Annotated in this window: 15 protein-coding genes, 1 pseudogene and 1 riboswitch; of the genes and pseudogenes, 9 read left to right on the top strand and 7 right to left on the bottom strand. The window is 60.3% G+C overall.

Features of this window, described 5'->3' with window-relative positions:
- The first annotated feature begins 196 nt into the window (after positions 1-196).
- Positions 197-1,861 carry an NAD-dependent DNA ligase LigB gene (gene ligB / locus TU73_RS22925; protein WP_057014128.1) on the top strand — a complete coding sequence of 555 codons (1,665 nt, stop codon included), beginning with the start codon at positions 197-199 and terminating at the stop codon, positions 1,859-1,861.
- 39 nt (positions 1,862-1,900) lie between these two features.
- Complete coding sequence (locus tag TU73_RS22930) at positions 1,901-2,296, top strand: DUF1090 domain-containing protein (protein ID WP_057014129.1); 396 nt, start codon at positions 1,901-1,903, stop codon at positions 2,294-2,296.
- Between the two features lie 6 nt (positions 2,297-2,302).
- Here TU73_RS22930 and TU73_RS22935 read toward each other — a convergent pair whose 3' ends face one another.
- Positions 2,303-2,752 carry a c-type cytochrome gene (locus tag TU73_RS22935; protein WP_057014130.1) on the bottom strand — a complete coding sequence of 150 codons (450 nt, stop codon included), beginning with the start codon at positions 2,750-2,752 and terminating at the stop codon, positions 2,303-2,305.
- A 129-nt stretch (positions 2,753-2,881) separates the two neighbouring features.
- On the opposite strand from TU73_RS22935, the gene mltA reads away from it, so the two are divergent.
- Positions 2,882-4,075 carry a murein transglycosylase A gene (gene mltA, locus TU73_RS22940; RefSeq protein WP_057014131.1) on the top strand — a complete coding sequence of 398 codons (1,194 nt, stop codon included), beginning with the start codon at positions 2,882-2,884 and terminating at the stop codon, positions 4,073-4,075.
- Positions 4,076-4,139: 64 nt separating this feature from the next.
- On the opposite strand, the gene TU73_RS22945 is transcribed toward mltA, so the two are convergent.
- Entirely contained in the window at positions 4,140-4,526 is a 387-nt protein-coding gene (locus TU73_RS22945) for an MAPEG family protein (protein WP_057014132.1), read from the bottom strand.
- Between the two features lie 74 nt (positions 4,527-4,600).
- Here TU73_RS22945 and TU73_RS22950 point away from each other — a divergent pair.
- Positions 4,601-4,771 (top strand): annotated as a pseudogene (locus tag TU73_RS22950) (cation:proton antiporter); the annotation flags it as partial.
- On the opposite strand, the gene TU73_RS22955 reads toward TU73_RS22950, so the two are convergent.
- The 3 genes from TU73_RS22955 to TU73_RS22965 form a co-directional block, all read right to left on the bottom strand.
- The gene (locus TU73_RS22955) at positions 4,765-5,652 is read right to left on the bottom strand and encodes a formate/nitrite transporter family protein (RefSeq protein WP_057014134.1); all 888 of its coding nucleotides are present in this window, start codon (positions 5,650-5,652) and stop codon (positions 4,765-4,767) included. The pseudogene TU73_RS22950 and the gene TU73_RS22955 sit on opposite strands and share 7 nt — an antisense overlap.
- 71 nt (positions 5,653-5,723) lie before the next feature.
- A complete protein-coding gene (locus TU73_RS22960; RefSeq protein WP_057014135.1) occupies positions 5,724-7,643 on the bottom strand; it encodes a patatin-like phospholipase family protein in 1,920 nt (639 codons plus the stop codon).
- A gap of 100 nt (positions 7,644-7,743) precedes the next feature.
- On the bottom strand, positions 7,744-8,148 hold the full coding sequence (locus TU73_RS22965; RefSeq protein ID WP_046069897.1) for an acyl-CoA thioesterase: 405 nt from the start codon (positions 8,146-8,148) through the stop codon (positions 7,744-7,746).
- 198 nt (positions 8,149-8,346) lie between these two features.
- Positions 8,347-8,453: riboswitch (S-adenosyl-L-homocysteine riboswitch) on the top strand.
- A 21-nt stretch (positions 8,454-8,474) separates the two neighbouring features.
- Between TU73_RS22965 and ahcY the strand changes: the two genes are divergently transcribed.
- The 5 genes from ahcY (at position 8,475) to rhlE2 (ending at position 15,052) form a co-directional block, all read left to right on the top strand.
- Positions 8,475-9,884: an adenosylhomocysteinase gene (ahcY, locus tag TU73_RS22970; RefSeq protein ID WP_043046226.1), complete on the top strand. Its 1,410-nt coding sequence runs from the start codon at positions 8,475-8,477 to the stop codon at positions 9,882-9,884.
- 178 nt (positions 9,885-10,062) lie between these two features.
- Complete coding sequence (gene metF / locus TU73_RS22975; RefSeq protein WP_057014136.1) at positions 10,063-10,908, top strand: methylenetetrahydrofolate reductase [NAD(P)H]; 846 nt, start codon at positions 10,063-10,065, stop codon at positions 10,906-10,908.
- Between the two features lie 79 nt (positions 10,909-10,987).
- Positions 10,988-12,070: a hypothetical protein gene (locus tag TU73_RS22980; RefSeq protein WP_057014137.1), complete on the top strand. Its 1,083-nt coding sequence runs from the start codon at positions 10,988-10,990 to the stop codon at positions 12,068-12,070.
- 63 nt (positions 12,071-12,133) lie between these two features.
- Positions 12,134-12,937 carry a substrate-binding periplasmic protein gene (locus TU73_RS22985; protein WP_057014138.1) on the top strand — a complete coding sequence of 268 codons (804 nt, stop codon included), beginning with the start codon at positions 12,134-12,136 and terminating at the stop codon, positions 12,935-12,937.
- Positions 12,938-13,159: 222 nt separating this feature from the next.
- Positions 13,160-15,052, top strand: coding sequence for an RNA helicase RhlE2 (gene rhlE2, locus TU73_RS22990; protein WP_057014139.1), 1,893 nt, complete (start codon positions 13,160-13,162; stop codon positions 15,050-15,052).
- Positions 15,053-15,197: 145 nt separating this feature from the next.
- Here rhlE2 and TU73_RS22995 read toward each other — a convergent pair whose 3' ends face one another.
- Together TU73_RS22995 and TU73_RS23000 are read right to left on the bottom strand one after the other, a co-directional pair.
- Complete coding sequence (locus TU73_RS22995; RefSeq protein ID WP_043046234.1) at positions 15,198-15,797, bottom strand: YceI family protein; 600 nt, start codon at positions 15,795-15,797, stop codon at positions 15,198-15,200.
- 32 nt (positions 15,798-15,829) lie between these two features.
- The gene (locus tag TU73_RS23000) at positions 15,830-16,381 is read right to left on the bottom strand and encodes a cytochrome b (RefSeq protein ID WP_057014140.1); all 552 of its coding nucleotides are present in this window, start codon (positions 16,379-16,381) and stop codon (positions 15,830-15,832) included.
- Positions 16,382-16,501 lie beyond the last annotated feature (120 nt).

Consider the following 16,501-nt stretch of genomic DNA (forward strand, 5'->3'; position numbering starts at 1 on the left):
GGGCAGCATCGGCGTGCTCTTCATAACAAAACGCCCCAGACCGGCGAGGCCCAGGGCGGTGAAAATGTCAAAAACCCGGTATCCGGTTAACCGCAAAGCTGCTCCGCTTAAGTGAACAGCATTGCCGAGCAGTCGGGGCTTTTTTGTGGGCACTTGAATGACTTAGGCTGGGCACCCTTTTCGAGCAAGGATGCTCATGATGCATAGGTTCATGGCTTTTTTTCTCAGTGTTCTTTCCAGCGGGGCGTGGGCAGAAACGTGCCCCGATGACGCCCGTACGCAACTCGATACCCTGGCCAGGCAGGTCAGCCAGTGGGACGACAGTTACCACCGCCAGGGCCAATCCCCCATCAGTGACGAACTCTACGACCAGGCCCGCCAGCGCCTGGCACATTGGCGCGAATGCACCCACCAACCTACGCCGGAGGCTGATAACCCGCTGGCCAGTTCACGCGGCACATTACGCCATCCGGTCGCGCACACCGGCCTGGGCAAGCTGCTGGACGAGTCGGCAGTAAGCGACTGGCTCAGCACCCGTCGCGATGTATGGGTCCAGCCCAAGGTCGACGGCGTCGCGGTGACGCTGGTGTATCGACAGGGTCGCTTGCACCAGCTCATCAGCCGGGGCGACGGCCTGCTGGGGCACGACTGGTCGGCCTCAGGGCGCAGGGTCCCGAGCATCGTGCAACAGCTGCCAGACGCGGTGAATGTGGTGTTGCAAGGCGAACTTTACTGGCGCCTGAACCACCACGTGCAATCGATGAGGGGTGGGCTCAGTGCACGCAGCAAAGTGGCTGGCCTGATGAACCGTCGACAGTTGAGCGATGCCGAGGCAGCAGGGATCGGCTTATTCGTCTGGGCCTGGCCCGATGGTCCGAGCGATTTCAACGAACGCCTGGCCACGTTGGCGCACTGGGGCTTTACCGACAGCCAGCGTTACAGCCACCCTATCGAGAACATCAGCAAAGCTGCGCATTGGCGCACGCATTGGTACAACGCGCCACTGCCCTTCGCCAGCGATGGCGTGGTACTGCACCAGGCCGCACGGGCGCCCGCCGAACGCTGGCAGGCCAGCGCCCCCTATTGGGCGGTGGCCTGGAAGTATCCGGCCGTGAAAGCCCTGGCGCTGGTGCGCAACGTAGAGTTCCGGGTCGGTCGCACCGGGCGCATTACCCCCATCCTCGAGCTGGAACCCGTACGCCTGGATGATCGACAGGTCAGCCGGGTCAGCGCCAGCTCATTGAAACGCTGGAAGACCCTGGACATCCGCCCTGGCGACCAAGTGTCCATCAGCCTGGCGGGCCAGGTGATTCCCCGGCTGGATGAGGTGGTCCTGCGCAACACCACAAGGGTAGATGTGCAGGTTCCCGATACCCGGGCCTTTCACGCCATGAGTTGCTGGCAACTGGACCACGGCTGCGAGGATCAATTGCTCGCCCGCCTGACCTGGCTGAGCGGCAAACAGGGCCTGGCCTTGCCACATATGGGCCGTGAAACCTGGAACATATTGATCCAGGCAGGTCTAATCGCAGGCTTTCTCGATTGGTTAACCCTGGATGCGGCGCAGCTTGCTACCATTGAGGGCTTCGGTGATCGCACCCGTGCGCGAGTGCTCGACAGTATTCAAAGCGCCCGGCAACGCCCTTTTTCACAATGGCTCAAGGCCTTGGGCGTACCGCCGGCGGCGCGCAACAACCTGGAAGGCGACTGGCAGGCATTGGTCGCCAAAGACACCCAAGCCTGGCTGGCCTCAGACGGCATCGGCCCGGGACGCGCGGCGCAACTCAGCGCTTTTTTTCGCGACCCGCAGGTACAAGCCTTGGCTGAAACATTACGCGGGGCCGGGATAGATGGGTTTTGAACGCCGCCCGGCCACCTGATTGCGACCTTGGAGCTTTATATGAAATTTCTCGCCCCCCTTGCCTTGCTGACCCTCGCAAGTTTCACAGCCACGCCACTACTGGCCGCCGAAGACGCGCAGCCGCTCACCGGCTGCGCCGCCAAGCGCCAGGCCATCAGCACCCAGATAGACCAGGCCAAGACCCATGGCAACAGCGCCCAGCAAGCCGGCCTGGAAAAAGCCCTGGCCGAAGTCACCGCCCACTGCACTGATGCGTCCTTGCGTAAAGAGCGTGAAAACAAGGTGCTGGACGCCAAGCATGAAGTCAGCCGCCGTCAGGCCGACCTCGACAAGGCCATGAAAAAAGGCGACCCGGACAAGATCGACAAGCGTAAGGACAAGCTGGCCGAGTCGCGCAAAGAGTTGCAGGACGCGGTGGAAGAACTCGACGAATAAGCCCGGTCAGTGGTCGCGGAACTGCTTATGACAGGCGCTGCAGGCATCTTCGACTTTCTGCACCGCAGGCTGGAGGTTGCTGGCCTTGTAGGGCTGCACTTGGCTGGCGATCACCAATTCACCGGTGGCCGCCTCAAGGTCGCGGGCCAGTTGCTGGAATTGCGCCTGTTTTTGCCAGACATCGTCCTTGGCGCTGGTGTGGTCTTCTTCGCGCACACTCGGGAAATGCTTCCATGGTTCATGGGACAAGGCATCCAACTTGATCGCGCCCTCGGCGAACCTGGCGCCGTCGAACGGGATACGCCCACGCAACATGCCGCCCAGGTCTTCGCCGGTCTTGAGCATCTGCTTGAAGATCGCCTTGCGCTGGCCCAGAGGGGAATTGGGGTCGACACCGCCACAGGCGGACAAGGCCAGGCAGGCCAGCAGTACAACGGTCAGTTTTTTTAACATCATGATGGCTTCAAGGTCACGGAAAACGGCGGCCAGTATCCTCGCACCGCCCACAAAGACCAATAGCCCTATTAATAATAAGGGTTGCCCGCGTGCAGCGACGCACGGGCAATCGTTTCAGGAATTGCTTAGATGAATGTCACCTTGAAACCCTGGAGCCGCCGCCTGGCGTGGGCTCTGCCGATGATCGCGCTGCTGGCCGGCTGCGATGCAGGTAAAGACACCGACACAGAAGTCGCCAAAGAAGAAGCCAAGCCTCACGCCGTCGCCACCTATGTGAGTGCGCCTTGGGAAGCCTTGCCGGTTGTTGCCGATAGCGACTTGCTGGCCGGGTTTGAATCCTGGCGCAGCGCCTGCCAGCGCCTCAAAGCCGACCCGGTGTGGGGCACGACCTGCGCAGCAGCGGCCAGCGTACCGGGCGATGCCGTGGCGATCCGTGGCTTCCTCAAAGAGCACCTGGATGTATTCGGCCTGCGTTCGGCTGACAACACGCCACATGGCTTGATCACCGGCTATTACGAGCCGGTCTACCCTGGCAGCCTGACCAAAACCGCCAGCGCCCACGTGCCGGTATACGGTGTGCCGGATGACCTGATCATCGTCAACCTCGAGAGTATCTACCCGGAACTCAAGGGCAAGCGTCTGCGCGGGCGCCTGGAAGGCCGCGTACTCAAGCCCTACGACGACGCCAGCACCCTCAACAGCCAAGGCTCGACCGCCAAGCCGATTGCCTGGCTGACTGACCCGATGGACCTGCAGTTCCTGCAGATCCAGGGTTCGGGGCGTATTCAACTGGCGGGCGGGCGCCAACTGCGTGTCGGTTATGGCGACCAGAACGGCTACCCGTACCGCCCTATCGGCCGTTGGCTGGTAGAGCAAGGCGAGCTGAAAAAAGAAGAGGTGACCATGGGCGCCATCAGTGCCTGGGCCAAGGCACACCCGCAGCGCATTCCAGAGCTGCTGGCGAGCAACCCCAGCTACGTTTTCTTCAGCGCCCGCCCCGACAGCAACGAAGGCCCGCGCGGTTCGCTGAACGTGCCATTGACCGCCGGCTATAGCGTGGCGGTGGATCGCAAGGTGATCCCGCTGGGTAGCCTGCTATGGCTGTCGACCACCAAACCCGACGGTTCACCGATCATCCGGCCCGTTGCAGCCCAGGACACCGGCGGCGCAATCACCGGCGAAGTGCGGGCAGACCTGTTCTGGGGCACGGGTGATGCGGCAGGCGAGTTGGCAGGGAATATGAAACAGCAGGGGCAGATCTGGATGTTGTGGCCAAAGGGCGCCGCGCTACCACAAGTGCCGGATGCACCCGCCGGCAGCTGACAGGCGCTGATAGCCAATTGTGGGAGAGGGCTTGCCCCCTCCCACAAGGGATTTGCATCAGGCTTTAGATCGAGACGAAGAAGAAACTCGCAATCAACACCATCCCAACAAACCACACCAGCGAACGCAAGATCGCCCAGTCCGCCAGGTAGCAAATGATGTACAGCAGGCGACTGGTGATAAACAACACCGCCAATACATTGATCGTCACCAGCTCTGCCGTGCCGGCCAGGTGCGCGATGATCACTGCCGCGGCAAACGCGGGGGTTACTTCAAAACTGTTGAGCTGGGCACTATGGGCGCGTTTGGCGAAGCCTTCGAGGGTATCGAGGAACGCACGCGGATCGTGATTGTGCCGCAGCCCGAACTTGCCGCCACTGAACTTGGCCACACCCGTGCACAGGTATGGCAGAAAAATTGCGATCAACACACACCAGAAAGCCACTGTCATAACCCATTCCTTTTTAGTTTTATTCGATAGTCAAAGTTTTATACCTGATGATCAAGAGCATCGAACAGCATCAGATCGAAGTCATGCTGAGCCTCGCCCTGGTGATCGGCCCGGAGCGTGACCTGCTGCTGAGCATCACCTACATCGTGGTGCTGTCATCAATCCTGTCGCAGGGCTTGAGCATCGGCAAGCTGGTCAAATACGTGACCCAGGACGAGCCCCAGGCCACGCCTGAATCTCACTGATCCTTGCTGATCTGCTGCGGATGCCTTGGATCCGCAACCGCTTTGCCCGGCAGGCTGCTTTCACTGCGGATCTGTGCGTGACTGATCAGTGCGAAGATGAAGCTGCCGCCGATGATATTGCCGGCCAGCGTCGGCCCGGCGAAAATCAGCCAGAAGTCCTTCCATGGCAACTCGCCTGCAAACACCAGGTACGACACTTCCGCCGAGCCGACGACGATATGGGTGAAGTCCCCCAGCGCCATCAGGTAAGTGATCAGGATGATGATCCACATCTTCGCGCTTTCCATCGAAGGGATCATCCAGACCATGGTGGCGATCATCCAGCCGGAGACGATGCCCTTGGCAAACATCTGCCCGGGATCGTTTTCCATGATCTTGCGCCCGATGTCGAGGAAGGCCAGGTCGGTCTTGGTGTCAAAAATCGGCAAGTGCAGCATCACGTAGGCCACCAGCAAGGTGCCGCACAGGTTGCCCACCAGCACCACTGACCATAGCCGCAACAGGCGACCGGCGTTGCCCAGGGTAGGCTTGCTCATCACCGGCAGCACCGCAGTCAGGGTGTTTTCGGTGAACAGTTGCTGGCGTGCCAGGATCACTGCGAGAAACCCCGCGCAATAGCCGAAGCTGGCTATCACCTTGAAGCCTTCACCGTCTGGCAGGCGCGAATTGAGCAACCCCATGGCCATCAATGACAGCCCCATGGTGAGCCCGGCCGCCAGTGCCGACCACCACAAGGCGGCGACGCTGCGCTCCAGTTCCTGGTCGCCCTGGGTGCGGATGATTTCGTGCAGAACCGCCGCGCGCGGCGGCTGGTTCTTGTCGACGTCCTGTTGCTCTTCCTGCGACAGGTTGGGGGTCTTGCCGTCTGCTTGAGTGGCCATGATGTACCAGAGTCCGAGAGGTGCTTGGAACTACGACCTGCCGCAACGATGGCTGTTCAATGGCTCGACAACTAAACGGGAATGCGCCAGGCCTTTGCCTGTTCTACGGTGGTAGAACTGAACGGGACACTCCAGGGCTTATTACGCGCTTGATAGTACTTAATGATGCCGTTGAGCACATTGTTGAACTCTTGCGGTGTCGTCGCCTCCCCTAGGTCACGCGCCGCACGCTGTAACAGTTCAACGTTGGATGCCGGCTGGCCAGGACGGTATAGCGATGGGTAGATGACCTCCCGCGTAAAATTCTCGGCCTTCACCCGCATATCCCGTCGTTTCATTTCGCCGACAGCACTGTTAAACACTTTGGACATGTCTCGTGCGTTACCCGCTGCCAGCTTGGCACCCACCTGCAAAAGCTGCTGGAAATTACGTTGGCCCGGCGCATTCAAGCGCTTGCCCAGCCACTCGATATGCTCGGGCCTGCTGGCCAGGGCATCCAGGTTGCGTAGCGCCGAGGCCAGCTTCGGCGTAATCATCAGCGATATGCTGGACTGATTGGCTTCGCTGATCGCAGCGTCCAACGCTTGCAACGCCTGTTGTGCCTGCTGGCGAAACCGTAGCGCATCTGCGCCGGCTGGATCCTTTTGCAGTTCATACTGCACGCCGGCAAGCATTTGATCATCCATCGCCATCACAGCGTCGTCCAGGGAGGCGAACTCATGGCGCTCACGCACCAGTTCGCGCTTCTCCAGATGCACCGACACCGCTTGGTGAGCCATGGCCTGCAGATGCAGCTTCTGCTCAGGGGTCATGGTGAAGTTGACAGTGCCGTTGAGCAGGCCGCTGAAATCACCCTTTTCCGATTTCAGCGGCAAGGTTACTGACTGCTCTGCAAACGCTTTGAGGCGTTCATCCTGGTAGGCCTCGGCGGCGGTGTGCGGGGTTGCCGTGAAGGTATCGCCCAGAAAGCTGAAAAAACTCCCAGTTTTGAGCGGTTCAGAGGTCTTTTCAGACTCGAATTTCACGATCAGCGTTTCGTCCTTGCTCAGGGGACTCTCCGGGAAAGAACGTTCGATAACACCGGGAGCCGGCGTATTGAGCAGCAGGCCGCCGTCCTGGAACGCCGTGACTTCTGCCTGCGCCTGGAACTCATGACCTTGTTCGGTTGGGCTCTTGAACAGGCCCGGCAGTGCACCCGAAATATGCGCAGCACGGGCGATATCCATATCCGGCGTCAAGCTGGCATTGAACACCACCAATTGCGGGCGGCCATCGAACATGCCCGTACCGGTGATGTTGAGCTGCTTGATTGCCGGGATATGGCGGCTCAACACCTCCAGGTCGCGAAAGGTGGGCCCTGCTCCCGCTCTGAGCCGGTCGGCGATTTCCGTGACTTCGGTCGGTCGCTTGGCTGCGGGCACGTTCGCGATATGAGCAAGTGCCGATTGACGCGACTGATCGCGGATCAATTCCTCCAGTGGCTGCGCCTCGGTTTGCAGGCGCGGCAACATGGTCAGCAACAGCTGAGAAATATTACCCACCGGGCCAGGCAGCTTGCCGACGAGCTTGCCAAACTCGGAACTGACACCCTGCAACCAGGCCAGGACCGGGTCTTTGCTGTTGAGCAAGCTGGGCAGATCGAGATTGTTCGACAACTCTGTGAAGGCCTTGGCGTCCATGCCACTGGCGAGCAGCGCTGCAGAGATCGCACCGGCAGATGAGCCGGAAACCACCTTGATGTCTTTCAGTTTGTCGACCTCTTCAAGGGCCTGCACCATCCCCGCAAAAGCGATGCCCTTGGCGCCACCACCACTGAGCACCAAGTGAGCCGGGGGCGGCGGTGACAGCGCCACCTCCACACGCCCGTCGCCGTGGCGAAAAACGCTTAACTTGCTTTCGCCCACGCCCTTGGCCAACGGCGTCTTCACCTCTTGATCGAGGTTTAGCGGTATCAGTGGCTGATTCTGTACAACGGAATTGGAGACATTCATACACGAGGCTCTCTCTACAGGGTGTAGGCCTGAGTGATGAGAGAGCCTCGGAAAGATCCATGCGGTAGAACCTGGTAACGCAAATCATGCCGTGCAGTTGTTACTCAGAGAGACCGTCATCCTTGAACTGGTCCTTCACGTACTTGATTTCGGTACGGCCGTGGGGTGCCGGCAAGCCGTCTTCACCGAGGTTGACGAAGACCAATTTTTCCACGGTCAGGATGCTTTTGCGGGTGATCTTGTTGCGCACCTCACAAGTCAGGGTGATCGAGGTGCGGCCAAACTCGGTAGCGGTGATGCCCAGTTCGATGATATCGCCCTGGCGCGAGGCGCTGACAAAGTTGATTTCGGAGATGTACTTGGTCACCACGCGCTGGTTGCCAAGCTGGACAATCGCGTAGATGGCCGCTTCTTCGTCGATCCAGCGCAGCAGGCTGCCGCCGAACAGGGTGCCGTTGGGGTTAAGGTCTTCGGGTTTTACCCATTTGCGGGTGTGGAAGTTCATAGTCACTCCAAAGCGTCTTGCGAAATGATGGGCAACATCATGGCAGAGCGCGGTCCCAAGCTCTATGAACCATTGCCTATCGCCCCCATGAGCGATCTTCATGCCGCCGACAGAAAGGCTTGGGAAGTGCGCCGTACACGGCTATAATCGCTCCCGCTTCAAAACGGTCATCTTCAGTTGATACCGTTCTCCCGCCACCTGTCCGAGGGGCGCTGCAGCAGGTTCAACCTGTCAGGCTCGGATGGGGCGTTGTCCGGCCTGGTTGCCCTGGCTTGATACTAAACGCACAACGGCGCCCATTCGCACACTACGAATGGAGGCTCTTCATGAGCGCTGTCATCACGCCTGCAGATTTCACCGACTACAAAGTCGCCGATATGTCCCTCGCTGCCTGGGGCCGTCGCGAAACCTTTATCGCCGAATCCGAAATGCCTGCCCTGATGGGCCTGCGTCGCAAGTACGCCGCCGAGCAACCGCTCAAGGGCGCGAAGATCCTCGGCTGCATCCACATGACCATCCAGACCGCCGTACTGATCGAGACCCTGGTTGCCCTGGGTGCCGAAGTGCGTTGGTCGTCCTGCAACATCTTCTCGACTCAGGACCAGGCCGCTGCCGCTATCGCTGCCGCCGGTATCCCGGTATTTGCCTGGAAGGGCGAGACCGAAGAAGAGTACGAGTGGTGCCTGGAGCAAACCATCCTCAAGGATGGCGCGCCATGGGATGCCAACATGATCCTCGACGACGGCGGTGACCTGACCGAGTTGCTGCACAAGAAGTACCCGCAGATCCTCGACCGCGTCCACGGCGTGACCGAAGAAACCACCACCGGCGTACACCGCCTGCTGGACATGCTGGCCAAGGGCGAGCTGAAAATCCCGGCCATCAACGTCAACGACTCGGTAACCAAGAGCAAGAACGACAACAAGTACGGCTGCCGTCACAGCCTGAACGACGCGATCAAGCGCGGCACCGACCACCTGCTGTCGGGCAAGCAAGCCCTGGTAATCGGCTACGGTGACGTGGGCAAGGGTTCGTCCCAGTCCCTGCGCCAGGAAGGCATGATCGTCAAGGTTTCCGAAGTCGACCCGATCTGCGCCATGCAAGCCTGCATGGACGGTTTCGAAGTGGTTTCACCGTTCATCGACGGCATCAACGACGGCACCGAAGCAAGCATCGACAAAGCCCTGCTGGGCAAGATCGACCTGATCGTAACCACCACCGGTAACGTGAACGTGTGCGATGCGAACATGCTCAAGGCCCTGAAAAAACGCGCCGTGGTGTGCAACATCGGCCACTTCGACAACGAGATCGACACTGCCTTCATGCGCAAGAACTGGGCATGGGAAGAAGTGAAGCCGCAGGTCCACAAGGTTCACCGCACCGGTGCCGGCCAGTTCGACCCTCAGAACGATGACTACCTGATCCTGCTGGCCGAAGGCCGCCTGGTTAACCTGGGCAACGCCACTGGCCACCCAAGCCGGATCATGGATGGCTCGTTCGCCAACCAGGTACTGGCGCAGATCTTCCTGTTCCAACAGAAGTACGCCGACCTGTCGCCAGCCCAGAAAGCCGAGCGCCTGACCGTGGAAGTACTGCCGAAGAAACTCGACGAAGAAGTGGCCCTGGAAATGGTCCGCGGCTTCGGCGGCGTGGTGACTCAATTGACCAAGACCCAGGCCGACTACATCGGCGTGACGGTTGAAGGTCCGTTCAAGCCGCACGCTTACCGCTACTGATCGGCCTTGCTGGCGCCGGCTCTTCTGTGGGAGCCGGGCTTGCCCGCGATGCAGACGTCTCGGTGTTCCAGTTACACCGAGCTGATGCTATCGCAGGCAAGCCAGCTCCCACAGAAAGCCAGGCACCCGCATCGATTGCGTATGCCTTCCAGGCTTTCGAGTTTCCAAGGGTATTACCATGTCCCAAGACCGTCGCTACAGCTTCGAGTTCTTCCCGACCAAGACCGATGCTGGGCATGAAAAACTGATGGCCACCGCCAAGGTGCTGGCCAGCTACAACCCCGACTTCTTTTCCTGCACCTACGGCGCCGGTGGTTCGACCCGCGACCGCACGATCAACACCGTGCTGCAGCTGGAAAGCCAAGTCAAAATTCCCGCCGCTCCGCACTTGTCGTGCGTGGGCGACAGTAAGGACGACCTGCGCGGCCTGCTGACCCATTACCAGCAAGCCGGCATCCAGCGTATCGTCGCCCTGCGTGGCGACCTGCCCTCCGGCATGGGCATGGCCAGCGGCGAGCTGCGCTACGCCAACGAGCTGGTGAGCTTCATCCGCGAAGAAAGTGGCGATCACTTCCATATCGAAGTGGCCGCCTACCCGGAAATGCACCCCCAGGCGCGCAATTTCGAAGACGATTTGCAGAATTTCGTGCGCAAGGCCAATGCCGGCGCCAACAGTGCGATTACCCAGTACTTCTTCAACGCCGACAGCTACTTCTACTTCGTCGAGCGTGTACGGGCGATGGGTGTGAACATCCCGATCGTGCCGGGCATCATGCCAATCACCAATTACAGCAAGCTGGCGCGCTTTTCCGACGCCTGCGGCGCCGAGATCCCACGCTGGGTGCGCAAACAATTGGAAGCCTATGGCGACGATGTCAAAAGCATCCAAGGGTTCGGCGAGCAGGTCATTACCGAGATGTGTGAGCAATTGTTGCAAGGTGGCGCGCCAGGGTTGCATTTCTATACCCTGAACCAGGCTGAACCCAGCCTTGCCATTTGGAACAACCTCAAGCTGCCACGCTAAGGCTTGTGCGGTTGTGCCAAGGCCCTCGTCCAGACGAGGGCCTTTGTCGTTTTACGTTACCCACGGAACCCCGTAGTCCATGAATACAGTGTCCTCGCCTTCCCGTCCGCAACTGGTCTACCTGGTCTTCGGTGCCGAGACCTACCACCAGGAGGCGGTATTCAGCATCGCCAGCGCACTTGCGTTCCTGCAGGAGACTCCGGACGCGAACGTAGACATTCAGGTATTCAGCGACAACCCCGAGCCTTATCGCCTGCTGCCGGTGCGCGTGCGCCCTCTCGACGAGGCCACTCGCAAACGCTGGAGCGAGCCCCACGGGTATCACTTTCGCACCAAACACGTGGTGCTGCGCCAAGTGTTGCAAGAGTCCCCGGTGGCGCTGCTGATCGACACCGACACCTTCTTCCACCATTCGCCCATGGCCCTGTTCGAACGCGTCCAGCCCGGCACCCTGCTGTGCAATGCCTTCTACACCAAGTACGGCGATAATCACGAAAGCATCCTCTACACTGCTCTGCGCCAGCGCCTGCTGGATATGGGCGTGGCCGACGATGACATGATGACCCTCAATTCCGGCGTCATGGGCCTTACCCAGCAGGATGCGCACATCCTCGATCGCTCCATCGAATTGATGGATGAGTTGTTTCCCCATGCCCAGGGCGCGTACACCCTGGAAGAGTTCTGCCTGTCCATCGCCGCCTATCGCACCGTCAACGTGCGCGAGTGCCCGGACCTGATCCATCATTACTGGAGCCGCAAGCAGTTGTTCCGGGCCAAGGTCAAGGCGTGGATCGCCAAGCACGCCAGCGCCCCTACCAGTGCCCAAGCCCTGGCCGACACGCGGCAGGTTTCCTCGCACCTGCCGCGCCCGCCACGCTTGCAGCGCTTGATGTACAAGCTCATTACCCTGTTGCTGCCCAAGCATCAGCAACAGTTTATTCGCGAAATTCTTTACGGCTGCTACGAACACGAAAACGAATTCGACCAGGCCTGCGGCCCGGTGTGGTGGGATAAGGCCCGACAAAACCAGGAGGAGCGCCAGAAGCGCCCGATCGATGCCCACCAGTTGGAACACTGGTTCGCCAACCCCGTGGTGCGCCTGATTCTGGGTGAGCGCCGCGCCGCGATCCACGAACACCTGCTGGACGCTCCGGCGAAATAGGACCGTCCGCCAATACGCGTGCCAGAGCTTCTCTTTCGCCCATGAGCGTCGTAACCTGAGGGCATGCCCGTCATTTTCAAGCTGTTGATCGCTGCGCTTTTTGCTTGCCTGAGCCTGGCCGCTAATGGCGAGAAATTGCGCATTGTTACCGAGCCCTGGGCCCCCTACGTCTACGACGACCACGGTCGCATGGCTGGCCTGGACTATGAAACCACCGTGATCGTGTTCCAGCGCCTGGGCGTTGAAGTGCAATGGCAGTTCCTGCCCTGGAAGCGCTGCCTGGCGATGCTCGATCAGGGCCACGCCGACGGCGCGCTGGATATTTTCCACAGCCACGACCGTGACGCCCTGCTGCTCTACCCCGGCGAGCCATTGTCGGACGTTGAATTCGTACTGTTCTACGCCAACGAACGCCCGCATCCCGCCGAAACCCTCGATGACCTGCGCGGCCTGACCATCGGTGTTTCCCCCGGCTACCTTTATGGCGATGCATTCAGCGAATCCAGCGCCTTTGAGCGTGAGCCCGCACCCAGCCATGAAGCCAATTTCGGCAAGCTTATGCTCGGGCGCATCGATATGTTGGTTACTGACCGACGGGTAGGACAACACGTGATCAAGGCGCTGGGCCTTGAGGGCAAGGTCAGCCAGGCGTCGGTGGTGGTCAGCCGCCAGCCACAATTTCTCGCGGTGCGGCGCGGCGCGGGCATGGACCTGCTGGTACAACGCTTTGCCGCCGAGCTCAAGCGCTTCAAGCAAGAGCCTGCCTATGCCGCCTTGAGCGTCAAATATGGTGGAATGCACACACAAACGGCGCCTATCTCAGCGTCAGGACGTGCCGTTGAGCAGCAGGAAAGCAGCGCGCAGTGATTGCTCTGTTATACTCCGGCCTTTCCGCCAGGCTTACGCCCGGCCGCTCGGGTCTTGAAAAAGGCACCCAACCCAGCTACTGCGCAGCTTTGCAGCCCGCGCGAGCCGGTGGCGTGCCCGCCAGACGCAGCAGGACCGGACGGGATTGCGCTCCCCTAAGCGCCATTCACGCCCGGCAAGATTATCCCTTTGGGCCAAGCCCTAACTAAAACAGGATTACTCATGTCCTTTGCTTCCCTCGGTCTCTCCGAGGCTTTAGTCCGCGCCATCGAGGCGGCGGGCTATACCGAGCCTACTCCGGTGCAACAGCGGGCCATTCCCGCCGTGTTGCAAGGTCGCGACCTGATGGTCGCGGCTCAGACAGGTACTGGTAAAACCGGCGGTTTCGCCCTCCCGATCCTGGAGCGGTTGTTTCCCAACGGTCACCCGGACAAATCCCAGCGTCATGGCCCGCGCCAACCGCGCGTACTGGTCCTGACCCCAACCCGCGAACTCGCAGCCCAGGTGCATGACAGCTTCAAGCTGTATGCCCGCGACTTGAAGTTCGTCAGCGCCTGCATCTTCGGCGGCGTCGGCATGAACCCACAGGTTCAGGCCATGTCCCGTGGCGTCGATGTGCTGGTGGCCTGCCCCGGCCGTTTGCTCGACCTGTGCGGCCAAGGCAGCGTCGATTTGTCCCACGTGGAAATCCTCGTGCTGGACGAAGCCGACCGCATGCTCGACATGGGCTTTGTCCATGACGTGAAGAAGGTCCTCGCCCGCCTGCCGGCCAAACGCCAGAACCTGCTGTTCTCGGCAACGTTCTCCCAGGACATCACCGCCCTGGCCGGCAAGCTGCTGCACAACCCGGAACGCATCGAAGTCACGCCGCCGAACACCACGGTCGAGCGTATCGAGCAACGCGTATTCCGCCTGGCCGCCAGCCACAAGCGTGCGCTGCTGGCACACCTGATCACCGCCGGCGCCTGGGAACAGGTACTGGTGTTCACCCGCACCAAGCACGGTGCCAACCGCCTGGCCGAGTACCTGGACAAACACGGCCTCACCGCCGTCGCCATCCACGGCAACAAGAGCCAGAACGCACGCACCAAGGCCCTGGCAGACTTCAAGGCCGGCTCCGTACGTATCCTGGTCGCCACAGATATCGCCGCCCGCGGCCTGGATATCGACCAGTTGCCACACGTGGTCAACTTCGAGCTGCCCAACGTCGATGAAGACTATGTGCACCGTATTGGCCGTACTGGCCGCGCCGGTCGTTCGGGCGAGGCCATTTCCCTGGTCGCACCCGACGAAGAAAAACTGCTTAAAAGCATCGAGCGCATGACCAAGCAGAAAATCGCCGACGGCGACCTGATGGGCTTCGATGCCAGCGCCGTGGAGGCCGAGAAGCCTGAAGCGCGCGAGCGTCCGGACGTGCGCAACCCACGCAACCCACGCGGTCCGAAGGGCGATGGCCCGAACGGCGGCGGCGGTGGTGGCGGTGGCCGTCGCGACAAAGGCAAGGACAAGGGCAAGGAAAAGTCCGCGACCAGCAGCCGTGGCGAACGCCCGGCCCGTGAGCAGAAGCCTCGCGAAGGTACTCCGGCCCGCGAACAGCGCCAGCCGAGCCAGCCGCCACGCGCCGCCGCTGACCGTGCCCCGGACGAGTTCCTCGACGACGATGTGGACAACTTCGGTAACCGCGTCGACTACGTGCCCCAGGCCAAGCCCGCCCAGGGCCGTGGTCGTCGTCCAGGCGCCCCGGCACAAGGCGCCGGTGCGAGTGCTCCCCGTGGCGGCCAGCCACAGGGCGGTCGCCAAAACGGCCCGCGCAACAGCAGCGGCGGTACCACCGGTACTCCGCCTGCCAAGCGCAGCGGTCCACGCAATGGTGCACCGCGTGACGGCCAGGCGCGTCGCGAAGATTCGCGCAGCAACAATCGCCGCCCGGCCCGTGATGACCAGCCACGCCTGTCCGAGCCCGCGGTGCAAAACCCGCGCGGTGGCCCGGCGCCGAAGATCATCCACAAGGAGTCGAAAGCCGATCGCTTCCCGACACCTGAGCAGTTGGACCAACTGCCAGGCCGTCCTCGTGGTGAAAAACCAGCGTTGCTGACCCGCAACCGCGAGGCATAAAAAAAACCCGTATCGCGAGATACGGGTTTTTTTTGCCTGTAGGAACGGGCTTGCTTGCGAAGGTCATCAACGATAAGGCTGGTAGCCTGAAAAACGCGGTATCTCTACGTTTTTCGCAAGCAAGCTCGCTCCTACATACGAAGCATTACTTCGCTTTCACACCTTCAAAGGTGATGTACAGCTGAACCACGTCGGACTGTGGACCTACGTCCATGCCCTTTGGAACGAACTCTTTACGGCTGATCGAGGTGGTGCCTTCAAAGCCTGCACGGTAGCCGCCCCATGGATCCTTGCCTTCGCCCAGGAACGTAGCCTTGACCACGATAGGCTTGGTTACGCCATGGAAGGTCAGGTCGCCAGTGACATCAGCAGTCTGCTTGCCATCAGCGTTCTTGCCGGTTGGCTTGACGCTGGTGGAGACGAACTTGGCGTCAGGGAATTTGCCCGAATCCAGGAAGTCTGCGCTGTTGACGTGCTTGTCGCGCTCGGCGTGGTTGGAGAACACGCTGGCGGTACGAACATTCATTTCAATCTTGGCGTCTTCTGGCTTGGCCGCGTCAAAGCTGAACTTCCCGTCCAGGTCCTTGAAGGTACCGGTGATGTAGCTGTAGCCCAGGTGGCTGATCTTGAAATCGACGAAGGCGTGCTGGCCTTCTTTGTCGATCACGTAGTCAGCGGCCATCGCCGAACCAGCGGACAACAGAGCAGAACCGATTGCCAGAGCAGCGAGTGTTTTTTTCAACATGCTTTCTATTCCTTGTGAGTCGAGGTTGAACATCAGGCTTTGCGCCCCAGCATTCGTGTCAGGGTCGCATCACGATCGATAAAGTGGTGCTTCAAGGCAGCCACGCCATGCAACCCGGCGAAGACTACCAACACCCAGGCCAGGTACAGGTGCACCCAACCCGCGGTATCTGCCTGGTCCGGTAGACCGGAAACCAGGGCAGGAATTTCAAACAGGCCAAACACCGGGATACCGACACCGTCGGCAGTGGAAATCAGGTAACCGGCAATCATCACGGCAAACAGCCCCAGATACAGGAAAGCGTGCCCAAATGCAGCACCGATCCGTGTCATGCGGCTATAGCTGGTCAGCGGCGGTGGCGGCGGGCTGATCAGGCGCCAGACGATACGTACCAGCATGACGGCGAATAGCGTGATGCCAATGCTCTTGTGCAAGTCAGGTGCATCTTTGCGCCAGGCGCTGTAGTAGTCGAGGCCGACCATCCACAGGCCCAATGCGAATAAACCAAACACCACCAGGGCAACGCCCCAGTGTAGAACCATGCTGACCCAGCCATAGCGGGCGGGCGAATTGCGTAGCTGCATGTACTTAATCCCGTAAGAACTGTGCCCAAGACTAGCGTTTTACCTATCGAATTAAAGCGGAAAATTTCGCTTTGAAATATCGAGAAATACGATGAAGAGGCTAGGTATCATAAATTAACA

The organism is Pseudomonas libanensis, assembly GCF_001439685.1.
In the GTDB taxonomy this organism is placed as follows: Bacteria; Pseudomonadota; Gammaproteobacteria; order Pseudomonadales; family Pseudomonadaceae; genus Aquipseudomonas; species Aquipseudomonas libanensis.

What these genes read in the sequence shown, in the direction of transcription:
- ligB (WP_057014128.1), top strand. Translation starts at nt 197, where the DNA reads ATGATGCATAGGTTCATGGCTTTTTTTCTCAGTGTTCTTTCCAGCGGG.
- TU73_RS22930 (WP_057014129.1), top strand. Translation starts at nt 1,901, where the DNA reads ATGAAATTTCTCGCCCCCCTTGCCTTGCTGACCCTCGCAAGTTTCACA.
- TU73_RS22935 (WP_057014130.1), bottom strand. Translation starts at nt 2,752, where the DNA reads ATGATGTTAAAAAAACTGACCGTTGTACTGCTGGCCTGCCTGGCCTTG.
- mltA (WP_057014131.1), top strand. Translation starts at nt 2,882, where the DNA reads ATGAATGTCACCTTGAAACCCTGGAGCCGCCGCCTGGCGTGGGCTCTG.
- TU73_RS22945 (WP_057014132.1), bottom strand. Translation starts at nt 4,526, where the DNA reads ATGACAGTGGCTTTCTGGTGTGTGTTGATCGCAATTTTTCTGCCATAC.
- TU73_RS22955 (WP_057014134.1), bottom strand. Translation starts at nt 5,652, where the DNA reads ATGGCCACTCAAGCAGACGGCAAGACCCCCAACCTGTCGCAGGAAGAG.
- TU73_RS22960 (WP_057014135.1), bottom strand. Translation starts at nt 7,643, where the DNA reads ATGAATGTCTCCAATTCCGTTGTACAGAATCAGCCACTGATACCGCTA.
- TU73_RS22965 (WP_046069897.1), bottom strand. Translation starts at nt 8,148, where the DNA reads ATGAACTTCCACACCCGCAAATGGGTAAAACCCGAAGACCTTAACCCC.
- ahcY (WP_043046226.1), top strand. Translation starts at nt 8,475, where the DNA reads ATGAGCGCTGTCATCACGCCTGCAGATTTCACCGACTACAAAGTCGCC.
- metF (WP_057014136.1), top strand. Translation starts at nt 10,063, where the DNA reads ATGTCCCAAGACCGTCGCTACAGCTTCGAGTTCTTCCCGACCAAGACC.
- TU73_RS22980 (WP_057014137.1), top strand. Translation starts at nt 10,988, where the DNA reads ATGAATACAGTGTCCTCGCCTTCCCGTCCGCAACTGGTCTACCTGGTC.
- TU73_RS22985 (WP_057014138.1), top strand. Translation starts at nt 12,134, where the DNA reads ATGCCCGTCATTTTCAAGCTGTTGATCGCTGCGCTTTTTGCTTGCCTG.
- rhlE2 (WP_057014139.1), top strand. Translation starts at nt 13,160, where the DNA reads ATGTCCTTTGCTTCCCTCGGTCTCTCCGAGGCTTTAGTCCGCGCCATC.
- TU73_RS22995 (WP_043046234.1), bottom strand. Translation starts at nt 15,797, where the DNA reads ATGTTGAAAAAAACACTCGCTGCTCTGGCAATCGGTTCTGCTCTGTTG.
- TU73_RS23000 (WP_057014140.1), bottom strand. Translation starts at nt 16,381, where the DNA reads ATGCAGCTACGCAATTCGCCCGCCCGCTATGGCTGGGTCAGCATGGTT.